19 protein-coding genes are annotated in these 22,499 nt (G+C 55.4%); 5 read left to right on the top strand and 14 right to left on the bottom strand.

Annotated features, from left to right (window positions below; genetic code table 11):
- Positions 1-51 precede the first annotated feature (51 nt).
- The 3 genes from VV869_RS16060 to rppH are packed head-to-tail and all read right to left on the bottom strand — an operon-like array spanning position 52 to position 3,668.
- Positions 52-855: a sulfite exporter TauE/SafE family protein gene (locus VV869_RS16060; protein ID WP_337735933.1), complete on the bottom strand. Its 804-nt coding sequence runs from the start codon at positions 853-855 to the stop codon at positions 52-54.
- A 9-nt stretch (positions 856-864) separates the two neighbouring features.
- Positions 865-3,120 (bottom strand): phosphoenolpyruvate--protein phosphotransferase, encoded by a 2,256-nt coding sequence (gene ptsP, locus VV869_RS16055; RefSeq protein WP_337735932.1) that lies wholly within the window; start codon positions 3,118-3,120, stop codon positions 865-867.
- 26 nt (positions 3,121-3,146) lie between these two features.
- On the bottom strand, positions 3,147-3,668 hold the full coding sequence (rppH, locus tag VV869_RS16050; protein WP_337735931.1) for an RNA pyrophosphohydrolase: 522 nt from the start codon (positions 3,666-3,668) through the stop codon (positions 3,147-3,149).
- A gap of 710 nt (positions 3,669-4,378) precedes the next feature.
- On the opposite strand from rppH, the gene mutH reads away from it, so the two are divergent.
- Positions 4,379-5,047 carry a DNA mismatch repair endonuclease MutH gene (gene mutH, locus VV869_RS16045; protein WP_337735930.1) on the top strand — a complete coding sequence of 223 codons (669 nt, stop codon included), beginning with the start codon at positions 4,379-4,381 and terminating at the stop codon, positions 5,045-5,047.
- Between the two features lie 8 nt (positions 5,048-5,055).
- Here mutH and VV869_RS16040 read toward each other — a convergent pair whose 3' ends face one another.
- On the bottom strand, positions 5,056-5,358 hold the full coding sequence (locus VV869_RS16040; RefSeq protein ID WP_337735929.1) for a DUF6482 family protein: 303 nt from the start codon (positions 5,356-5,358) through the stop codon (positions 5,056-5,058).
- Positions 5,359-5,584: 226 nt separating this feature from the next.
- Between VV869_RS16040 and VV869_RS16035 the strand changes: the two genes are divergently transcribed.
- The gene (locus VV869_RS16035) at positions 5,585-6,619 is read left to right on the top strand and encodes an NADP(H)-dependent aldo-keto reductase (protein WP_337735928.1); all 1,035 of its coding nucleotides are present in this window, start codon (positions 5,585-5,587) and stop codon (positions 6,617-6,619) included.
- 124 nt (positions 6,620-6,743) lie between these two features.
- Here the strand turns inward: VV869_RS16035 and VV869_RS16030 are convergent, their stop codons facing one another.
- The 9 genes from VV869_RS16030 to xerD all read right to left on the bottom strand — a co-directional run bounded on the left by VV869_RS16030 (position 6,744) and on the right by xerD (position 17,689).
- Positions 6,744-6,989, bottom strand: coding sequence for a hypothetical protein (locus VV869_RS16030; protein WP_337735927.1), 246 nt, complete (start codon positions 6,987-6,989; stop codon positions 6,744-6,746).
- Between the two features lie 354 nt (positions 6,990-7,343).
- Positions 7,344-8,684, bottom strand: coding sequence for a sigma-54-dependent transcriptional regulator (locus tag VV869_RS16025; RefSeq protein ID WP_337735926.1), 1,341 nt, complete (start codon positions 8,682-8,684; stop codon positions 7,344-7,346).
- 226 nt (positions 8,685-8,910) lie between these two features.
- Positions 8,911-10,185: a dicarboxylate/amino acid:cation symporter gene (locus VV869_RS16020; protein WP_337735925.1), complete on the bottom strand. Its 1,275-nt coding sequence runs from the start codon at positions 10,183-10,185 to the stop codon at positions 8,911-8,913.
- Between the two features lie 421 nt (positions 10,186-10,606).
- Positions 10,607-11,044, bottom strand: coding sequence for a hypothetical protein (locus tag VV869_RS16015; RefSeq protein ID WP_337735924.1), 438 nt, complete (start codon positions 11,042-11,044; stop codon positions 10,607-10,609).
- Positions 11,045-11,196: 152 nt separating this feature from the next.
- The gene (gene lysS, locus VV869_RS16010; RefSeq protein ID WP_337735923.1) at positions 11,197-12,702 is read right to left on the bottom strand and encodes a lysine--tRNA ligase; all 1,506 of its coding nucleotides are present in this window, start codon (positions 12,700-12,702) and stop codon (positions 11,197-11,199) included.
- A 32-nt stretch (positions 12,703-12,734) separates the two neighbouring features.
- A protein-coding gene (gene prfB / locus VV869_RS16005; protein ID WP_337735922.1) for a peptide chain release factor 2 occupies positions 12,735-13,833 on the bottom strand; the annotation gives its coding sequence in 2 pieces (ribosomal slippage) (positions 12,735-13,757 and positions 13,759-13,833; 1,098 coding nt in all).
- A gap of 196 nt (positions 13,834-14,029) precedes the next feature.
- Positions 14,030-15,754 (bottom strand): single-stranded-DNA-specific exonuclease RecJ, encoded by a 1,725-nt coding sequence (recJ, locus tag VV869_RS16000; protein WP_337735921.1) that lies wholly within the window; start codon positions 15,752-15,754, stop codon positions 14,030-14,032.
- A gap of 124 nt (positions 15,755-15,878) precedes the next feature.
- On the bottom strand, positions 15,879-16,601 hold the full coding sequence (dsbC, locus tag VV869_RS15995) for a bifunctional protein-disulfide isomerase/oxidoreductase DsbC (RefSeq protein WP_261600902.1): 723 nt from the start codon (positions 16,599-16,601) through the stop codon (positions 15,879-15,881).
- Between the two features lie 191 nt (positions 16,602-16,792).
- Positions 16,793-17,689, bottom strand: coding sequence for a site-specific tyrosine recombinase XerD (gene xerD, locus VV869_RS15990; RefSeq protein ID WP_337735920.1), 897 nt, complete (start codon positions 17,687-17,689; stop codon positions 16,793-16,795).
- A 205-nt stretch (positions 17,690-17,894) separates the two neighbouring features.
- Between xerD and fldB the strand changes: the two genes are divergently transcribed.
- Entirely contained in the window at positions 17,895-18,413 is a 519-nt protein-coding gene (fldB, locus tag VV869_RS15985) for a flavodoxin FldB (protein WP_337735919.1), read from the top strand.
- A gap of 151 nt (positions 18,414-18,564) precedes the next feature.
- Here the strand turns inward: fldB and brnQ are convergent, their stop codons facing one another.
- Complete coding sequence (brnQ, locus tag VV869_RS15980) at positions 18,565-19,854, bottom strand: branched-chain amino acid transport system II carrier protein (RefSeq protein WP_443147330.1); 1,290 nt, start codon at positions 19,852-19,854, stop codon at positions 18,565-18,567.
- A 481-nt stretch (positions 19,855-20,335) separates the two neighbouring features.
- On the opposite strand from brnQ, the gene VV869_RS15975 reads away from it, so the two are divergent.
- Both VV869_RS15975 and srmB read left to right on the top strand, forming a co-directional pair.
- Positions 20,336-21,058 (top strand): tRNA1(Val) (adenine(37)-N6)-methyltransferase, encoded by a 723-nt coding sequence (locus VV869_RS15975; RefSeq protein WP_337735917.1) that lies wholly within the window; start codon positions 20,336-20,338, stop codon positions 21,056-21,058.
- 174 nt (positions 21,059-21,232) lie between these two features.
- Entirely contained in the window at positions 21,233-22,459 is a 1,227-nt protein-coding gene (srmB, locus tag VV869_RS15970; protein ID WP_337735916.1) for an ATP-dependent RNA helicase SrmB, read from the top strand.
- The last annotated feature ends 40 nt before the right edge of the window (positions 22,460-22,499 follow it).

Below are 22,499 nucleotides of genomic sequence, written 5' to 3'. Positions count from 1 at the left end.
CAATCTCAGTCAATCAGGCACCCGCCGGATGGCGGATGGCCCGTTCAATCATTATCCCAAAAACATCTTGATACTGATACACAGCAAAAAGACCGCAAAAATTTTCTTCAGCGTGGCCGTCGGTAGCTGGCTCACCAAAGCAGCCCCATAACGGGTAGTCACCATGGAGGTGATCACAATACCGGCCAGGGCCGGCAAATACACATAGCCGAGGCTCAGACTCGGCAGCGCCTCATCGCCGACACCGGCAGCAATAAACCCGACCATGCCGGCGACCGCAATCAGGGCGCCGGACAGGGACGCACTGCCAATGGCCCGCCGCATTTCGACCCCATGCGCACTCAGGTAAGGCACCGTCAGCGAGCCGCCACCAATCCCGGCCAAGCTGGAGACAACGCCAATCATCCCGCCACTACACACGGTCGCCAGCCGACCGGGCAGCGGACGCGGACTGGTCACGCGCATCGACATCAGCATCTGCAACGCTAACAGCAGTACAATCACCGCAAATATTTTCGGTAACAAGGCCGTCGGCACCAGTTCGGCAATCACACTACCGCATCCCCCGCCAACAATCACCCCGGGTGCCAGACTTTTCACGATCGTAAAGTCGACATTCCCCAGGCGAAGATGATTCCGCGCTGATGCGCCGGAAGTCAGCACAATACTGGCCAGCGATGTGGCCAGGGCAATATGCATCACCAGGCCCGCATCAATTCCCGCCTGCGGCAACAGCCAGACCAGCGCCGGCACAACCACCAGACCACCGCCAATTCCCAGTAACCCGGCCAGCAGGCCAACACAGCCGCCTAACCCCAAACACATGGCAAACAGCCACAAGGTACTCTCTGTCATCTCTTTCTTCTACTTACCTGCGCGGATAAAACCGCCTAAACCTTGGGCATCAACGAAGGCGGTAATTTTATCCCGCACTTCATTGCCAAACGTCGCCTGCAACGCAAACTGACTGAGCTGCTCCATGTCCTGAACGGAGATATGGCGCAATAAATATTTGATCCGGGCGACGTTGCGGGTATTCATACTCAGGGAACGATAACCCATTCCCACCAGCAGCAACGCACCAATCGGGTCCCCGGCTAATTCACCACAAACGCTGACCGGCATCCCCATAGCCTCGGCAGTTTCTTCAATCTGCTTGAGGGCATGCAACACCGCCGGATGCAACGCATCATAGACACTGGCAACCCGGGCATTGTTCCGATCCACCGCCAGTAAATACTGCGTTAAGTCATTACTACCGACGGAGATAAAATCAACCTTGCCGCGCAGCGCTCGGAGTTGATACAAAATCGACGGCACCTCGATCATGATCCCGAGCCGCGGCCGCTTCAGGGTTTGCCCTTGTGCCTGGGCGTACTTGGCGACTTCCTGATACGCCCTGTCGATCAAGGCCTTGGAATCATCGAGCTCGGCGATGCCGGAAATCATCGGCAACAGGATATCCATGTTGTCCAGGCCAATGCTGGCTTTGAGCATGGCCCGCACCTGGATCAGGAAGATTTCCGGATGATCCAGGGTAAAGCGGATCCCCCGCCAGCCGAGAAACGGATTATCTTCTTCAATGGTCAGGTAAGGCAGCGGCTTATCTCCCCCCACATCCAGGGTCCGCATCACTACCTGTTTATCACGGTAAGTCGACAGAATTGAGCGATACTGGGCCGTCTGCTCTTCTTCCGACGGGAAACTGCGCTGAAGCAGGAACGGGACTTCCGTCCGGTACAGGCCCACCCCGTCAACACCCTCGTTAACGGCGATACTGGTATCGGCACTGAGGCCGGCATTGAGATGAATATAAACGCGCTGTTGATCCTGAGTGTAGGTGGCTTTCCCCAACTCCAGCTCGACCCGTGCCGACAACTCGTCCTCTTCACGCATCAGGCGCCGGTATTCGGTCAGGACATGACGGTCCGGATTAACCAGCAAGTCGCCGCGATAACCATCGACGATCACCTGGCGGCCATGGACCAGTTCCGGGACAAAATCCACCCCCATAACGGCAGGGATCCCCAGCGCGCGCGACAGGATTGCCGCATGGGAGTTGGCCGCGCCTTCCTGGGCCACCACCGCGGCCAGCTTGTCACGCGGGACGCTGGCCAGCATCGCCGCCGTCAGCTCCCGGGTCAGCAGCACAACCGGCTCGTCCCAGTCGCGCTCATGCACTTCACTGTTATAAAGGAAGAACAACAAGCGCTGGCCCAGCTCACGAATATCCTGCGCTCGCTCTTTGAGGTAATCGTCCTTCATATTGGCAAAACGATCGGAATAGGCTTCCACCACCTGGCGGATCGCCCACTCGGCCATATCCCGGCTGGCCACTCGGGCAAACAAATCCTTGCGCAGCATCGGATCATTGAGCAGATGGCTGAACAAATCGAAAATCGCCAGCGTCTCTTTATGCAGCTCGCTGTCAAAACGCTTGCGCAGACGGCGAAACTCGGCACTGGCCAATTCGATGGCGATACTCAGCCGCTCTTGTTCGGCTTCGATATCCAGGCAGGACGCGGGCAGGACATGATCCAACCGCGGCTGGTTGTCATCCCACCAGGCATTGGCGACAGCCACCCCGCTTGAGGCTGCTGAGCCGATCAAGTGCAGCCCGTTACGTTGATCCGGCCACATCCCCTGCGCCTTGGCGTGCGCCAGAACCATGGCCAGCTGGGCCGCCAGGGTGATCAGGAATGATTCTTCACTTTCATTAAATTCGCGCCGCTGATGCTGCTGGATCACCAGTACGCCCAATACCTGGCGCTGATGAATAATGGGGGTGCCGAAAAAGGAGCCGAACAGCTCCTCGCCGATGCCGGGCATATGTTTGAAGTGGGGATGATGATGGGCGTCGGCCACATTGATCGGCTCAGCCGTGCGTCCGACCAGTCCGACCAGCCCTTCATCGAAGGCGAGCGAGACCTGGTGATGGGGCTTGGTCAGCCCCTGAGTTGCCATCAGGGTAAACTGGCGTCGCTCATAATCGGCGATATACACCGAGCAGCAATCCGTCTTCATGGCCTGGCAAGTGCTGACCACCAGTTGATCGAGCGCTTCGATCAGACTGGGCGCACTGGCGACTTTCTCCACAATTTCTCTCAGCTGCGTCAGCATAATTCACCTTATCCGGGTTGCCCGGGCTACCCTCGCCGGTTTCTGCGCTTCCCTTTGCGCTCCTTCCTTTCTTTGAACGGCATCGCCATGGCCGCAAACTCCTTTAACGCCCGTCGGTAGACATCGCGCTTGAAGGACACAACCTGTCGCACCGGGTACCAATAACTCACCCACCGCCAACCATCAAACTCCGGCGTGTTGCCACGCTGCATATTCACCTTTGACTCATCGCATTCCAGGCTGAGCAAAAACCATTTCTGTTTTTGCCCGATACAAACAGGCTTCGAGTCCCACCGTACCAGACGTTTCGGTAATTTATATCGCAACCAGTGGCGGCTGGATGCCAAAACCCGTACATCTTTTTTGGTAAGCCCTACTTCCTCATACAATTCCCGGTACATCGCCTGCTCAGGCGTTTCCCCTTCATCGATGCCGCCTTGGGGAAATTGCCAGGAATGTTGTCCATATCGTCGAGCCCAGAATACTTGGCCATGGCTATTACAGATCACAATCCCTACATTAGGGCGGTATCCATCGCCATCAATCACTGGACGACCTCAAGTATAAATCTTTATTAACAGTGATTTTTTCACAGACGCTGCAATGGGTAAACAAACATTCTAATTAATAACTGTTTTTTCCTACAAAACCCGCAGTTTCTGGATAACTCACGCGATATGGGGAGTTTATAAACAGGCAAATGAGACCCACCCCACATTTATACACGATTTCTGTGGATAGATTTGTGCAGAAGCTGACATCTGCCATACTTTTGCTGACCCTCCTATTAATAGCCCACCCAGACAAACGTACAAAACTAACCATAAAATCACATAAAAACATGAAATTAAATCATCACACAAATTAACACCAAGGCTTTCCGGAAAGATCCTCCCCCCCCGAGAAACGGATCGGTCAAAGATCAACCAATCTAAAATTTATCCACATCCATTACGCCAAAACGCTCAGAAACCAACCACAACAGTGACTATTATCGCAACAAACCCCTGGATAAATACCCAGATCCAGCACGCTGAAATAATTCTTCAGATACCCTGTGGATATCTTTGCCCCTGCGCCGCCCCGAAACCGCAGATCCTCCGCTTTTCCGGTACTGCCGCCCCCAGCAACCCCAGCGCCCAGTCGCTGGTACCCCCGTCGCTCCCGATGCACCAAAGGCGTACCTATTATCAGCTTAGATGGGCTGTGTTAGTATGCCTCCCTCAAACCCCATTGTTTCACCTGATCCAGAGAAACTATGCGCCCAACTCCCCGTTCCGAGCAGGAACTACTCGACCGAGCCCATGCGCTGGCTGGCTGCACCTTTGATGAACTGGCAGCCGAGGCCGGGATGGTGACACCGCCGGATCTTCGCCGCGATAAAGGCTGGGTCGGCCAGTTGCTCGAATGGCATCTCGGTGCATCTGCCGGCAGCAAACCCGTGCCTGATTTTGTCGAGCTGGGCATTGAGCTGAAAACCATTCCGATCAGCTATACCGGCAAACCACTGGAAACCACCTTCGTCTGTGTGGCCCCGCTCGTCGGCCTGCAAGGCGTCACCTGGGAGAACAGCCATATCCGGCATAAACTGGCGCGGGTACTGTGGGTACCGGTTGAAGGTGAAAGGGATATTCCGCTGGGGGATCGTCGGGTCGGCTCTCCGCTGCTCTGGAGCCCGTCGGCAGACGAGGAGCAACAGCTACGCCATGACTGGGAAGAGCTGATGGATATGATTGTGCTGGGCCAGGTGGAAACCATTACCGCCCGCCACGGTGAGGTGCTCCAGCTTCGGCCCAAAGCTGCAAACGGTAAAGCGCTCACCGAAGCCTACGGCGTCAACGGCCAAATCATTAAAACCCGTCCCCGCGGCTTTTACCTGAAAACCAACTTTACCGCCGAGATCCTGTCACGCGCCTTCTTGCTTTAATCCGGCGGCTATAAGGCGATCGTCATATCTTGGCGGCACTCAGACACCTGGCCATCGGGTGAAAATTCATCATAGGGATCGGTCACCCGCAGGATCACGGAAGTCACCCCTAACGGCCGCAGCAGATCCTTCACCTGTTCGATCGACTGGAACCGGATCATTTCCTCATTATCATGCTTCAGAGGTTCGAGCTGATTTTTGAACTCCACTTCCATCAGATAGTCAGAGCATCCCGCGTAGCTGGTTAAAATACAGGTCGGCACACTGCCGCCGTCCGCCTTCAGCCAGTGCTTTAACTGAGATAATTTCATTGCATCTCCTCGGAACACCGCAGTCAAACTGCCGGTCTGTCAATGGGGCGGCTTCATGCAGCACGATGCCTTCATGGATCGCCACGTACCGTGTTTAACTATGTGTCAGGTTCGCTCTATCGGCAAGGTCCGCGGCGTAAATTGACTTTGATTTCGATTTATTTCATTGCCTTGGCTTCAGGACAGGTTATAGTCAGACAATCAAACGCCAGTCCAAGGAGGGCTCATGGACTATCATCGACTCCCCCATTCCTCGCTCGAAGTGAGTAAGATCTGCCTCGGCACCATGACCTTCGGTGAACAAAACACGGAAGCCGACGCGCACAGCCAACTGGATTTTGCCTTTGAGCGCGGCGTCAATTTCATTGATACCGCCGAAATGTATCCGGTGCCGCCGAAACCGAACACGCAGGGCCTGACCGAAACTTTCATTGGCAATTGGCTGAAAAAAACCGGCCATCGGGATAAAGTCGTGCTAGCAACCAAGGTCGCCGGTCCGCGAGGGGTTCCGCATATCCGCGACAACATGGCACTGGATCGCCGCAATATTCATGATGCCGTAGAAACCAGCCTGAACCGGCTGCAAACCGACTACATCGATCTGTATCAGCTGCACTGGCCGCAGCGGGAAACCAACTGTTTTGGCAAGCTCAACTACCAGTACCAGGAGGATCACTCCGGCGTGACGCTCACCGACAGCCTGGAAGCCCTGGCTGAATTGGTGCGGGCAGGCAAAGTCCGTTATATCGGCTTGTCCAACGAAACGCCCTGGGGTGTGATGTCCTTCCTGCGCCTGGCGGAAAAGCACGGATTGCCCCGGGTCATTTCGATTCAGAACCCTTACAACTTGCTCAACCGCAGCTTTGAAGTCGGGCTGTCCGAGATCAGCCACCATGAGGGCGTTGAACTGCTGGCCTACTCCCCGCTGGCTTTCGGCACGCTGAGCGGGAAGTACCTCGATGGCGCACGCCCAGCCGGGGCCCGCTGTACCCTGTTCGAGCGCTTCTCTCGCTATTTCACGCCGCAGGGCGTCGCGGCCACCCAAGCCTATGTGGATATCGCCTGCAAGCACGGCCTCGATCCGGCTCAAATGGCGCTGGCATTTGTCAATCAGCGTCCTTTTGTGGCCGCCAATATCATCGGCGCCACCAACCTGGCCCAGCTCGAAGCCAATATCAACAGTATCGACCTGCACCTGAGCGAGGAAGTACTCAGTGATTTGGAAGCCGCCGGGATCACTTACTCCAATCCGTGCCCCTGAGTGCCCCGCTCAGATTAACCCCATGAAAAAGCCCCCGATTCACGGGGGCTGTTTCATTCAGCATTCTGCATTAAACATTCAGCTTGCACCTTACTCCGACAGACGCCGCAGCAAGGTGCCGACATTACGTGACCCATCGCGATTGATAACCCCGTCTGAGACGGCGGGCCAGACGACCGGCTTTATCGGCAGGAAACGCATAGTCAACCCGGTTATCGGCGGCGATCCCGATGTCCTGTTTCAGATGCAGCGACAGGTTGGGCATATGCACCCGAACTCGGCTGTGTTGGCGCCGCCACTGGGCTTCTTCCCGTTGAACATCCAGACGGATCAATAGAACGGCCAGGCGTAAATAGACTGATTGACGCATAAGTGTACTCTCCATGTTAAAAGTCGGAGGGTCACAGAGTCTGCCGGGAGAGGCTGAATAAAATCGTCGCCGCGACAGATCTCCGCGGCCCGAGGTTACAGCGGAAAACTGTTAAATGTTGGTGTGTTTCGAGGTATCACCAGCAGGACACTTCGAGTTCAGATCACTGATTTTCATCTTGTTTCCTCCTGGTAAATAAAAATGGGTGAGAATGGTTTTATTTTAACCAGCCAAACGAATAAAACAAGCATATATTAGCACTCAATTGCATAAATATAGTTTCGTCCCATTTCATCCGGCATTAATTCAGTGAATGCCTTAGATCTCACTGAAATCTTAAAAATTGGCAGGCGATCATCCCTGCCGGTACTGCTGTCGGGGCGGCGGGACCAGATCGTGCTTATTGAGCAAGCGATACATCGTCGCCCGAGATACCCCCAGCTCACGCGCTGCAGCTGAAATCTGGCCTTTGTTATTCTCCAACACCGATAACAATGCGCTGCGCTCAGACTCTTCACGAATCTTTTTCAGGCTCTGCTTGTCATCGGGGATCCGCGGTAAGTCGAGATGTTCCAGCTCAATCACCTTGGTTTCACTCAATAAAATCGCCCGCTTCAATTGGCTGATCAGCTCGCGGACATTCCCCGGCCAGGGATAGCTCAACAGCAATTTCTGAGCTTCCTCGGACAGCGACTTGGCAATACTGTTGTACTGGCGGGAGAACTTAGTCAGCAGATAATCCGCCAACAATAGGATATCCTCGCCCCGTTCACGCAGCGCCGGCACCGTCAGCCCCAGCACGTTAAGCCGATAATACAGATCCTCACGAATTTTCCCTTCGGCCAGCAGCGTCTCCAAGGGGTAGCGTGTCGAAACGATCAGCCGGACATCGGCATGCACTTGCCGACCGCCGGTCGTCGTGAACCCACCATCTTCCAGGAACCGGCACAACTCCTGCTGCCGGGCATCATCCAGCAGGGCGACTTCATCGAGAAACAGCACCCCTTTATCTGCCGCACTGAAGCAGCATCGGCCGGGATCGGACGGCGTAATCCCGTCGGTCAACCAGTCGCTGCCGACCCCCTCACCACTCAGAGTAATAAAACGCCCCTTGGCCCGGGTGGACGCTTGATAAATGGCCTGGGCCACCAGCTCTTTTCCGGTGCCAATCTCGCCCTGAACAAACACCGGCATATCGGCTGCCGCCATCCGTTTCACCTGGTGACGCAGTTTTTTCATCACCGCCGTGTTACCCTGCAAGCCATGCTGGCCGAACTGTCCCAGCTCGGGCCAGACTTTGCGCTCCAGCTGCAACATGCCGCGTTGGTGGCCGATGGTTTTGAGTAACTGGGATTCCGGGACCGGCGAGGTGAAGTAATCAATGCAGAAGCTCACGATAAACTGACAAATCGCCTCCGTGTTGAGCTGATCTTCCCGGGCCAACGCCAGCCAGCGTGCTTGTTTATTGCGGTTGACCACCCCGGCGACCCCGTTGAGGCTGAAGTTATCCTGGGTCAGATCCACCACCCCGATACAGGGGCCGACTTCCAGCAGCAGGGCTTCAGCCGCACGCAAATCGTAACATCGGTAGCAGCGCCAGCCGGCCTGCTCCAGTGCAGTGATCCAAGGAATGTCATTCCCCCCCAGTACGATTAACGTTCCCAGGGCTGAAGTACGCTTTACATCTGTTCTCATCCTTCACCGCCTATCCTTTTGCCTGCGACTCCCCATCACGCTCAGGCCAGCCATTAATATTGCCATGGCACCGCTGTTTCAGCGCGTGACACTCAAATACCTGCCCAAAAATGTTGCAACTTGTTTACTATTATAATTAACATTTTGATAGTAGCTTGATTATATTTATGGTCCTGAAACGCAAAAAGCGCCCGAAGGCGCTTTTACATCCGCATTTAGTTGCGAGTTAACTCACGGTCACCGTCTCCGGCTGAGCGTCCTCGGTTTCAACACCAATCTCGTTTTCGCTCTTGGCCACAATGGTGTTCACCGCAGTGTCACCGACCACATTCGAGCTGGTACAGAACATATCGTTAATCCGATCAACCGCGGCCACAATTGCCAGACCTTCAGCAGGCAGACCCAGTTGGTGCAGCAAGACACCGACCATCACCACACCGCCACCCGGAACACCACCGGCACCAATCGACAGCAGCAGAATCGTCAGGCCAAGCGTTACCAAGTCCGCGCTGTTGATCGGCTGACCGAAGGCATTGGCAACAAACAGCGTCGCCAGGGTAATGTAAATCGAGACACCGGACATGTTCATCGTTGCGCCCAGCGGCACCCCGAAACCTGCCACAGATTTCGAAACCCCCAGTTTGTCGGTCAGGGTGCGCATCGTCACCGGAATGGTCGCATTCGAGCTGGCCGTCGACAACGAGAACAGGATTTGCTCACGGGTATGACGCAGGAACTCTGTCGGCTTGATCCCTGTCGTCAGGCCAACCATCATCGGATAGAAGACAAAGATCCAGAACACCAGCATGGTCACGACCAGGGCAACATAGCCAGCAACGGACATCAGCGTGGCCGCATCCAGCGTCGCACCCAGTTGCACCATCAGCGCAAATACACCGTAAGGTGCCAGGCTCATCACCAGGCCGACCAGTTTCATCATCAGCTCATTGGCCATCTTAAAGGTGCGAATCGCCGGACCACCACGATGATCCAGGGCCTGGATCGCAAGGCCGGTCAGAATGGCCATAAAGATGATTTGTAACATGTCACCGTCGGCAAACGCCTGGAACGGGTTGCTCGGGACAATATTAACGATCAGCGAGAAGATATCCGGCGTTTCAGTCGTGGTCAGTTCCACCGCTTCTGACACGCTCCCGGCCAGCTCAGCACCTGCACCCGGCTGGAAGATCATCCCCACCGTCAATGCTGCAGCGATCGCAATAATGGTGTTCAGAATGTAGAGACCAAAAGTTTTTCCACCTAAGCGACCAAATGCAGTGATGTCTTTCAGCTCGACGATCCCGCATACAATTGAAACGTAAACTAACGGAACCACCAGCAGTTTAATCAGTGAAACAAACATGCCGCCGGCACCTTCCGCCAGCCCCAGGACATAAGTGTCCATGAATGTCACGCCGTTAAACAGGTACTGAATCGCAGTCCCGATGATCAGGCCCGCGAAAAGGCCTGCAAATATTTTTCCTGATAGCGATTGTTGCATCGTCCATCTCCAGTTTGTTGTGCTTGCATTGGATTTATTGACTTCCTGTTCCCACTGTTCCTCGTGGGTTAGGCGACATTTTACACAGTTCAACAACCGGGAAAAGCGAGATGTTTACAATACAGTTACATCAAGACAGCATGAAACAAACGTTTAAAGATCATACATATTACAATATAAATCTCTAAAGCAGTTTAAAATCTGGGGGTTATAGATAAGGCACTCAGCAAAAACATCTGCGAACACCGTTTTATTTGGCAGGCGTTAAATTATCGTTAATGTGAATTTAGTCACACTTAAAAATTCACTATAGGGATAATTGTGGGAATTTTTCCACTATCGGAAAATTGATATCACGGCTTTGAATCCCGGGGCTCTGGCAGAGCCACCTCGGTCAAAGCCGTGACAGATCACAGGGGGGTTAACCCGCTTCAACCGCGTTGAGCTGGCGGCAGGTTTCACCCGTCACAACATCCGTGGCAAAACCGCCGTTACCGGAATACCAGAAGCGTACACCGAGCCCTGCGCTGATCGAACGGCCAAACTGTTCACAGATATACGGAAAGACATCCAGCTCTGCATCCGCCTTATGCGTATTCCAGTACCAGCGCGGATTCGGCAAGCGGTAAATCACGGTCAGCAGCGAGGTCTGCGGATCGAACTGGAAGGTCTGGACCCCACCGCGAAACGGCTGGGACGGGACATCATTGAGGGCGACCAGCTCTTCCTTGTATTCATCCGGCAGGTTGCCGACAAAATCAGAAGCCGGAGGCGTCAGCTTCATCGCCTGACAACCAGAAAGAACAACAGCCGCGAGCGCCATCAGGACGGTACGTGTTTTGATTTCAAATCGAGTCATAGTGAATCTATCTATTTGATTATTAACAACAGTTGTCAGATATCACACACCAGGAAATGCAAGAGATCGAAGTGATCGCATTGGATTCAGGCCATGACCGCAATAAAAAAAGCCACCGAGGGTGGCTTTTTTTTCAGACAACCGACAGGCCGTTAGCCCTGTTGCGGACGCATCGCCGGGAACAGGATGACGTCACGGATGGTGTGCGTGTTGGTAAACAACATCACCAGGCGATCAATCCCGATCCCCTGACCCGCCGTCGGCGGCAGGCCGTGCTCCAGTGCCGTGATGTAATCGGCATCGTAGAACATCGCTTCATCATCACCGGCATCTTTGGCATCTACCTGAGCCTTGAAGCGTTGGTCCTGATCTTCCGCATCATTCAGCTCCGAGAAGCCGTTGGCCACTTCACGGCCACCGATGAAGAACTCAAAGCGATCCGTGATGAATGGGTTTTCATCATTGCGGCGGGCCAGCGGCGAAATATCAGCCGGATATTCAGTGATGAACGTCGGCTGCATCAATTTCGGCTCAGCCGTTTCACCAAAGACTTCTTCCAGGATCTGACCACAGGTCCAGAAGTTCTCAACGGAGATGCTCAGCGACTCCGCCAGGTTACGCATGAAGTTGATGTCGCTCACTTCAGCGTAAGTCATCTGCTGGATCGCTTCATGGTTCGGGTTGTACTGCTTGATCGCGTCCAGCATACTCAGACGCGGATACGGACCACCGAAGTCCACCGTCTCATCGCCGTATGGCAGTTTCGTCGTACCGCACAGATCCAGCGCGATGCTGCTCAGCATCTCTTCGGTCAAATCCATCAGGTCACGGTAGTCCGCATACGCCATGTAGAATTCCATCATGGTGAATTCAGGGTTATGACGTGGCGACAGACCTTCGTTTCGGAAGTTACGGTTGATTTCGAACACACGCTCGAAGCCACCCACCACCAGACGCTTCAGATACAGCTCAGGCGCAACACGCAGGTACATGTCGATGTCCAGCGCGTTGTGATGGGTAATAAACGGACGGGCCGTCGCACCGCCTGGGATCACGTGCATCATCGGCGTTTCAACTTCCATGAATCCTTTCGTCGTCATGAAGTTACGGATCGCGCTCACGACTTTTGAACGCATCATCATCGCGTTGCGAGAATCCTCGTTCACAATCAGGTCAACATAACGCTGACGGTAACGCATTTCCTGATCGGTCAGGCCGTGGAATTTCTCCGGCAACGGACGCAGTGCTTTCGTCAGCAGCACGTATTCGTCCATGTTGACGTACAGGTCGCCTTTGCCTGATTTGTGCAGCTCGCCCTTCACACCAATGATGTCACCGATATCCAGACCTGAGTACTTTTCTTTCAGCTCTTTCTGTACATCTTTGCCAGCGTACGCCTGAATACGGCCTGAAACATCCTGAATCGCCAGGAATGGGCCACGCTTGGCCATCACACGGCCCGCAATGGCAACCACGTTGCCTGCTTCTTCCAGTGCTTCTTTGCTCAACTCGCCAAACTGCGCCTGCAGGTCTGCCGCCAGGCTGTCGCGACGGAAATCATTCGGGTGGCCGCTTGCTTTACAGCCTTCGCGAATCTTATCCAGTTTCGCGCGGCGTTCGGCAATCAGCTTATTCTCATCTTGTAATTGATCTGTCATGGGGAAACCCTTTAATTATTAACCGGATACGGTTACAGACCTGATTTCAGGCTAGCTTCAATAAAACGGTCCAAATCGCCGTCCAGTACGGCCTGGGTGTTGCGGTTTTCCACCCCGGTACGTAAATCTTTAATTCGGGAATCATCCAGCACGTAAGAGCGGATCTGGCTGCCCCAGCCAATGTCAGACTTGGCATCTTCATTGGCTTGCTTCTCAGCATTTTGCTTTTGCATCTCAAGCTCAAACAGTTTTGCTTTCAACTGTTTCATCGCCTGATCTTTGTTTTTATGCTGAGAGCGATCGTTCTGACACTGCACCACGGTATTGGTTGGCACGTGGGTAATCCGTACCGCAGATTCAGTGGTGTTGACGTGCTGACCACCGGCCCCTGAGGCACGGTACACGTCAATCCGCAGATCTGATGGGTTAATGTCGATATCGATATTCTCATCGACTTCCGGATAGATGAATGCCGAAGCGAACGACGTGTGGCGACGGCCGCCGGAGTCAAACGGCGACTTACGAACCAAACGGTGAACGCCGGTTTCCGTGCGCAGCCAACCATAGGCATATTCGCCGCTGATACGGACCGTAGCCGATTTCAAACCGGCAACATCGCCTTCGGACACTTCGATGACCTCTGTCTTGAAGCCTTTGGCTTCCGCCCAGCGCAGGTACATGCGCAGCATCATTGAAGTCCAGTCCTGGGCTTCGGTACCGCCCGAGCCAGCCTGAAGGTCGATATAACAGTCTGCGCTGTCATGGTCGCCAGAAAACATCCGACGGAACTCCAGTTGCTCCAGTTTGCTTTCCAGCTCCTGGAGCTCAGGTTCAACCTCGTCAAACGTTTCCTGATCGTTTTCTTCAACCGCCAACTCCAGCAGACCTTCGACGTCTTCAACGCCCTGATCCAGCTGGTTAATGGTTTCCACTACCGCTTCCAGAGATGCACGCTCTTTCCCCAGCGCTTGGGCGCGCTCAGGCTCGTTCCATACATCCGGTTGCTCTAACTCTGCATTGACTTCTTCCAGACGCTCTTTCTTAGCATCGTAGTCAAAGATACCCCCTAAGGACATCAGTACGCGCTGATACATCCTCAAGACGATTTTTAATAGGATTAATCTCGAACATTGCCAATCTTCACTGCCGAAATGGACATAACCGAAGGATTCTATCGAATTGTAGATAGAATATACAGAGGGGAAGAAAGGGAATCGGCGATTTTTATTATTTAACTCCGATCACAGAAACAGCATGCGGACTGACTTGCAAAATTTGTTTTCCCGGATCGGCCATTGCAGCGCGATCCGGGACAAGCATTAAGCGCTTACTGCGGCTCGAGATGCTCGACCATCAACTGGGCACTGCTGTTACCGCGGTACTCGTTGACGTCCAGCCGATAGACCAGATGCACCTGCTGCACCGAGGCATCCGGCCAGCGCCGCAGATCGATGTTAAAAGCAATCCCGTCGATCACGCTGCCGCCACTGACCGGCTCCAACATCATTTTCAGGTGTTTGCCCCCCACCAGTTTCTGGTGCAGCAGACGGAACACACCGTCAAACATCGGCTCCGGAAACTGTTGGCCCCAGGGACCGCCGGCGCGCAGCAGCTCAGCAGTCGGCAAGTTCAGCTCCTGCGGCGACAACTCCCCGTCACTCAGCAACACGCCTTTGAGGGCATCTTCATCCAGTTCACGGCGCACGGCCTGATCGAACGCCCGGCTGAACGCTTCGAGCTGGGTTTCCGGGATGGTCAGCCCCGCCGCCATGGCGTGGCCGCCGAACTTGAGGATCATGCCCGGATTCTGGGTATCAATCCCATCCAGCACATCCCGCATGTGCAGCCCGGGAATGGAACGGCAGGAGCCCTTGATTTCGCCGTTTCCGGCATCGGCAAAGGCAATCACCGGACGGTGATAAAGCTCTTTGATCCGCGAGGCCAGAATGCCAATCACGCCCTGGTGCCAGTCACGCTGGAACAGCGCCAGGCCGTAGGGCATATCCTGCTGATTGAATTTGAGCCGCTCACAGATTGCCAGCGCCTCTTCTTTCATGCCCTGCTCGATTTCCTTTCGAGTCTGGTTCAACGCGTCGAGCTCAGAGGCCATGCGCCGCGCGGCCGGCATGTTATCGCACAGCAGCAATTCTACCCCAAAGGACATATCGTCTAGCCGCCCGGCCGCATTGATGCGCGGCCCGAGCGCAAACCCGAGGTCGCTCGAGACCAGCTTGGCCGGGTCGCGGTTCGCCACCTCGATCAGCGCCCGGATCCCCGGCCGACACTTGCCGGCCCGGATCCGCTGCAATCCCTGATGAACCAGGATCCGGTTGTTGCCATCCAGCGCCACCACGTCCGCCACCGTGCCGAGGGCAACCAAGTCGAGCAGTTCTGCCAGATTCGGCTCCGCCAGCCCCTGCTCGGCGAACCAGTTGGCTTCCCGCAAGGCTGCCCGCAGCGCCAGCATCAGGTAAAACGCCACGCCGACCCCGCATAGCGCCTTGGACGGAAAATCACACGCGTGGAGGTTCGGATTCACGATGGCATCTGCGTTCGGCAGGGTGTCGCCCGGCAGGTGATGGTCAGTGACCAGGACCTGCATACCTTTGGCTTTGGCCGCGGCGACCCCGGCAATCGACGAGACCCCGTTATCGACGGTCATAATCAGCTCGGCGCCGCGCGCCTCGGCCTGATCAACCACTTCCGGGCTCAGGCCGTAGCCGTCATCAAACCTGTTCGGCACCAGGTAATCGACATTACGGCTGCCCAGCATTCGCAGCGCCAGGACCGACAACGCCGAGCTGGTCGCGCCGTCGGCATCAAAGTCGCCGACCACGATGATCCGCCGCTGCTCGGCCAGCGCCGACACCAGCAGCGCCACCGCGGCGTCAATCCCGTGAAGTTGATTGAAACCGTGCAGTCCCCGGGCACCACGCTCCAGATCGCGGTCCGTGGTCGCGCCCCGGCTGGCATAAATGCGTTTCAGCAACGGATGGATGGCATCGGAAAAGCCGCTGATATCCGCCGCCGGGCGACGTTTTATTTCAATCATAACAAGGTGCGCTCTGTACCAAATCAAGAAAATTGAGGGGGAGTATACCATCCAACCGCGATAAAAAACCCGGCTTCGCTGACACGAAGCCGGGTCTGATTCAGGTTGGCTGAGCTGTCCGGACTTAGCCGCGGCTATCCAGCAGCTGGCGCAGTCGGCTAGCCGGTTGGTAGCCCGGCAACATGGTACCGTCTTCCAGGACCAGAGCCGGCGTGCCGTTCACACCCATGGCAACCCCCAGCTCATAGTGTTTGCGCACCAGATCCGCGCGCTGCGGCTGGCCGTTGGCGTCGAAACTGCCGTCTTTGGCTGCATCCATCGCTTTCGCCGGATCTTTCGCCGCCCAGATCGCGCTCATCTCGCCAAAGTTCCGCGAGCGCTCGCCGCCGCGTGGAAACGCCAGGTAGCGAATGGTGATCCCGGCATCATTATAAGCCTGCATCTCGCTGTGCAGCTTGCGGCAGTAACCACAGGTGGTGTCGGTAAAGACAGTCACCACATATTTTTCATCTTTGGCCGGATAGACAATCATCTCATCTTCCATCCCGGCCAGTTTCGCCTTGTTGAGCTGCGCCATTTTCTGCTCGGTCAGGTTGACCGGGCTGGCAGCGGCGTTGTCATACAGGTGGCCCACCAGGAAATAGTTTCCGTCGTCAGAAACATAGACGATGCCGCGCTCGGTGACCGCTTCATTCATCCCCGGCATGGGCGAGCTGCTGATCGACGACGGTGCCAGGCCGATGGCCCCCAGTTTACGCTTGATCGCAGCTTCATCCGGTTTGGCAGCCGCCGTAAACGCCGTCATCGCGACCGCAGTTGCAAGTATCGTACGACCCAATAAGTGCATCGACTCTTTCCTTCATTCAGCAAAAATATAGAAACCAGTAAGACCCTCAGAGTCCGGAAATCTTTCGAAGTTCAATCCCCGTCGGCAATGACCGGGTAACCCGTGACCCACCTCGAACCTTTTGAGTATAAGTGCATCGTCAGCCTGTCACCAACTTAAGGCATTGTACCGACTCTGGTCAGGGACACAAATCAGGCCCTCGGATGGTGCGTCTGATGCAGTTGTTTCAGCCGTTCGGTGGCAACATGAGTATAAATCTGGGTGGTCGACAGGTCGCTGTGGCCCAGCAGCATTTGCACCACCCGCAGATCTGCGCCGTAATTGAGCAGATGGGTGGCGAACGCATGGCGCATGACGTGCGGCGACAGCGTGTCGGCATCGATCCCGGCAATCAACGCATAGTGTTTGATCCGGTACCAGAAGGTCTGGCGGGTCATCTGCTTACCGCGCCTGCTCGGAAACACCACATCCGAGCTTTTCTCGCCCAGCAACGTCGGACGGCCGCTGGCCAGGAACTGCTCAATCCAGTCCACCGCATTTTCGCCCATCGGCACCAGGCGTTCTTTATCGCCCTTGCCGGTAACCCGGACCACGCCCTGGCGCAGGCTGACATTTTCCATCGTCAGGCTGACCAGCTCAGTCACCCGCAACCCGGTGGCATACAGCAGCTCCAGCATCGCCTTATCCCGCAGCTCAATCGGATCGTTCGGATCCGGCGCCTCAAGCAGCGCATCCACCTGGGCTTCAGTGATGTCTTTCGGCAGCCGCTTGGGCAACTTGGGGCCGATCAGCAGCGCACTGGGATCATCTTCCCGGATTTTCTCCCGGTGCAGATACTGGAACAGACGGCGGATCGCCGACAACATCCGGGCCCGGGAAGTCTGTTTGTAATCCGCATCGAACAGCCATTGCTGATAGCGTTGCAAGTCATCGACCGACACCGAGCTCAAACTGCTGCGCTCTTGCTCAATCCAGTGACAGAGCTTATTTAAATCATTACGATACGAGGTCAACGTATTTTCCGACAGCCCCCGCTCCATCCACATGGCATCCAGAAACTGCTCCAGCAGCCTTGCATCGTTTTCCACGCGCGCCTCACCTACACCCACAAAAACATGGATAAATAAACAGTACTTTTCGACATGTTAGTTGATTTCCCGGCAAAAGCAACGGCTCTTCTGTCAGGAAAGGTCGTCATGGCGGCGAGCTGCATCGACAGCATTAGGCAACCGGCATCAACCTAGGTAAAATCCCCGGTACTGTTAAACTGCACAAAGCAACTGGACTCGCAGCATGAAAATTGGCTTATTCTACGGCTCAACCACCTGTTATACCGAAATGGCGGCAGAGAAAATCCGGGAGTGTATCGGCGCTGAGCTGGTCGAAATGCACAACATCAAAGAAACAGATCCCAGCACGATGAATGATTTCGACATGCTGATCCTGGGGATTTCAACCTGGGATTTCGGTGAGCTGCAGGAAGACTGGGAAGCCGTCTGGGATCAATTGGACGGGCTGTCGCTGAGCGGCAAAACCGTAGCCCTGTTTGGCCTGGGCGATCAGGAGGGCTATACCGAGTGGTTCCTCGACGCCATGGGCATGCTGCATGATCAATTGCTGCCGACCGGCGTTCAGTATGTCGGCTACTGGCCGAACGAAGGTTACAACTTTGAAGCCTCGAAAGCCCTGACCGACGATCGGAAATTCTTCGTCGGTCTGGCCCTGGACGAAGACAGCCAGTACGAGCTGAGCGATGACCGTATTACCCAGTGGTGCGAACAAATCCTGACCGAGTACAGCGAGACGCTCTGACCGGTTTGCCCGGCGGTAATGACACCGTCGGGGGACACCCGCTCGGCAATCCAAGCAACGTTATCCAAAGCGCGGTCAAACCAACTCCAAAACGCATAAAACAAAACGGGATGCCAAGGCATCCCGTTTTCGTATCCAGTCACTGGGTAACTTATGCCGTGCGGGCCTCTGCCTGCTCAGTGCCGCCAATGAAGAAAGACACCACCAGCGCCGCCAGCGTCGGCAGCACCCACGCCATGCCGTAGTCGAACAGCGGCAGCACGTGCAGCGCGGAAACGTCAATCCCGACAAACTTCGCTGCATCAATCAGGCTGAATACCAGCGATACCAGTAGCACCATGCGGTAGCCCATGCGCGGATTGGCCATCTTGCGACGGACAAAGGTCAGGGCAACCAGGGCAACAGCCACCGGATACAGGGCAAACAGCACCGGAATCGACAGCGTAATCAGCTGGTTCAGGCCGACATTGGCAACCACAGCACACACCACAGCCAGGATCACGGCCCACTTTTCATAGCTCAGCTTCGTCAGCGAGCTGAAGTAGTCCGCACACGCACTGATCAGGCCGATTGCCGTGGTCAGACAGGCCAGCAACACAATCATCGACAGGATGAGCTGGCCAACCGGGCCGAACAGGGCCTGTACATAGGCAGCCAGGATCGCACCGCCGTTATCGGCACCGGCAGAAACTGCCGAGCTGGTTGCACCCAGGTAGAACAGGGAAATGTACACGAAGGCCAAACCTGCTGCCGCAATGATCCCGGCATAGATCAGGTAGGTGCAGGTCGCTTTCTCGTCCGTCACCCCTTTCTTGCGGATCACATCAACAATCAGCATCCCGAACATCAGGGCCGCGAAGGTATCCATGGTGTTGTAACCTTCCAGGAAGCCTTTGGTGAATGCCATATTGGCGTAATCACCCTGCGCCGCCAGAATCTCGCCTTGCGGGTTAATGAACACAGCCACAGCCAGCACCGCCAGTACTGCAAACAGTGCCGGGGTCAGGAACTTCCCGATCATGTCGATCAGCTTGCCGCGTGACCAGGCAAAAAACAGGGCGACTGCAAAGAAGATTACAGAGAAAAGCGTCAGGCTGGTTTGCCCGGCATCGGCGATAAACGGCTTCACCGCCATTTCATATGCCACAAGACCTGTACGCGGTGCTGCAAAAGCGGGACCAATAATAATGAAGATCAGCACTGCCATCAGGGTCGCCACCGCCGGTGGCAAGTCACGGGTCAAACCTTTCCAGCCACCGCCGGCAACCGCGACCGCAATAATCCCGATCAGCGGCAAGCCAACCGCAGTAACCAGGAAACCGAACATCGCCGGCAGCAGGTTGTCACCAGCAGCCAAGCCCGCCTGAGGCGGAAAGATGATGTTGCCGGCACCGAGGAAAAACGCAAAGGTCATGAAACCCAGCGCTATTATGTCTGTCATCTTGAGTGTTTTATTCAAACTGCACCTTCCCACTCGTTTGTTATCTGTATGATGTGTCTGCGATATTAGAGTTATATGGCATTCATTACTTATTGCTAAATGTGATATGCCTCTCAGCATAATGAAGAAAAAGAGAACAATAAGCAACCATCCAGTCAAAAACACCACAATCTTTGGCGTAGATATACAAAAACCAACATATTCAACCGAATTGAAATTTGGTATCAGAGTATACAGCTAATAAATTTATGTTATCAAAAAGATATCAAATAGCATCAATCGCTATGATTGACAAAAAACACAATACAACAACGCATCAATCACACCAAACATCCCCCATGCGCATTCGCCGCGGGGCGGAAGCACAACGCTGCCACCGGGGCTGCTCCGCTCACCAATCCCCGCTATAATGGCCGCCATGCACAGTGGGCTCCCCTGTGCCCTGACCCCAACGGCAACACAGCGTTCTACGGTAAACACCATGGCCAAAGGCTTTACATTCAAACAATTTCACATCGATGATTTCGGCTGCGGCATGCCGGTCAGCACCGACGGTGTCCTGCTCGGCGCTTGGGCAGCACTGCCGCTCCACGGTTCGATCCTCGATATCGGCACCGGCAGTGGATTGCTGGCCCTGATGGCCGCCCAGCGAACGGCACACGGCCAAGCTCGGATCACGGCCATCGACATCGACCCGCAGGCAGCCCAGGCAGCCGACCATAACTTTGCCCGCTCTCCCTGGGCCGAGCGACTACACTGCACGGCGCAGGATGTGACGTCCTGGGGCGTACAGCAACCGGCCGGCAGCTTCGCCGCCATCGTGTGCAATCCGCCCTATTTTAACCATGGCCAGCAAGCCAGTTGCCCGTCCCGCGCAACCGCCCGCCATACCGATACCTTAAGCCATGACCGCCTGCTGGCCGCAATCCGCCACCTGCTGGACGAGACCGGTCTGGCCAGCCTGATTTTGCCTGACTATGAAGGCCGCCAATTGCTGCACGAGGCCGAAAGCCACCAGCTGTTCTGCCACCGGATCTGCGAAATCCGCAGCACCGAACGCAAACCCATCAGCCGCCTGCTGATCGCGCTTTCCCCGGTGCCGCCCCTAAGCCCGCCCACGATCGAGCACCTGTCCATTCACCATCAGGGGGAGTATTCGGAAGCTTTCTGCGCGCTGACCCGGGATTTTTACCTCAAGCTGTAACAGGCAGCGCCACCGGGGCAAATCGGCCCGGCGAAAGTTTTTACCGGGAAACCGGTGATCGGAGCGGCAATAGTCTCTATAATGCCGCCCCTTATGTTCCTGCATTTTGGTCATGTGCCGACAGAGCCACCCCGCATGACCGGCGTTCGTCTTATACCCGAGGAGAAACGACTGGTGAGAGACTTTTCCGAATTAGAGCTAGATAGCGAGCTATTACGCGCGATTGAAAAAATCGGCTACGATCGTCCAACCGCGATTCAAGCCCAGGCTATCCCTCATGCCATGGACGGTCGAGATGTACTGGCTTCCGCTCCGACCGGCACCGGAAAGACGGCCGCTTTTCTATTACCGATGATCCAGCACCTGCAGGATTTCCCGCGCAAAAAGCCGGGACCGGCCCGAGTTCTCGTACTGACACCCACCCGTGAGCTGGCGATTCAGGTTGCCGATCAAGCCCGCGCCCTGGCCCAGTTTACCGATTTGAAGATTTTCACCATCACCGGCGGGATCTCGTACGATGAGCACGCCGAGCTGCTAGGCAAAACCCAGGATATCGTGGTCGCAACCCCGGGCCGCCTGATGGAGTACATCGAGGCCGAGCGTTTTGACTGCCGGGCAATTGAATGTCTGATCCTCGATGAAGCCGACCGGATGCTGGATATGGGCTTTGGTAAAACCGTCGAGCGACTGCACAACGAATGCCGCTGGCGCCGCCAGAGCCTGCTGTTCTCCGCGACTTTAGAAGGCAAAGGCGTACGCGATTTCTCCCGCACCATTTTGAATGAGCCGGTCGAAGTCAACGCCGAGCCGCCGCGTCGCGAGCGCAAAAAGATCCACCAAATCTACCACCGCTGCGATCAGATGGAACACAAGCTGGCCCTGCTGGAGCACATCCTCAAGCACCAGGCTGAGCGCACGATCATCTTTGTCAAAACCCGTGAGCGTCTGGCAACCCTGCGCGACCAAATGACAGCGATGAAGATCCCATGCTGCTGGATCCAGGGTGAAATGGCCCAGGCATCGCGCAACAGCGCCATCAGCCGCTTCCGTGAAGGGACGGTCAACGTGCTGATTGCCACCGATGTCGCCGCCCGCGGGATTGATCTGCCAGACGTCAGCCACGTGATCAACTTCGATATGCCGCGCACGGCGGACATCTACCTGCACCGGATCGGTCGGACTGCCCGTGCCGGTAAAAAAGGCACCGCAATTTCCCTGATTGAAGCCCACGATCAGGCGATGATTGAGCGCGTCAGCCGTTACATGAAAGAGGAAGTGCCGGAGCGCTTCATCGAAGGCATGCGCCCGCAGCATAAGAAGCCATCGACGGTGAAAAAGAAGACCCAGAAAAAAGTCGCCAAGAAAACCACGGCGGTGAAAAAGAAAAAAACCAAGAAGTAAGTCGATGACTTGAATCGCTTTGCTGTTTTACAGCGGGCAT

It is taken from the genome of Photobacterium sp. MCCC 1A19761 (assembly GCF_037389125.1).
Taxonomy (GTDB): domain Bacteria; phylum Pseudomonadota; class Gammaproteobacteria; order Enterobacterales; family Vibrionaceae; genus Photobacterium.
The sequence above is the reverse complement of the archived record's forward strand: the minus strand, read 5'-3'. Positions and strand labels throughout refer to the sequence as shown.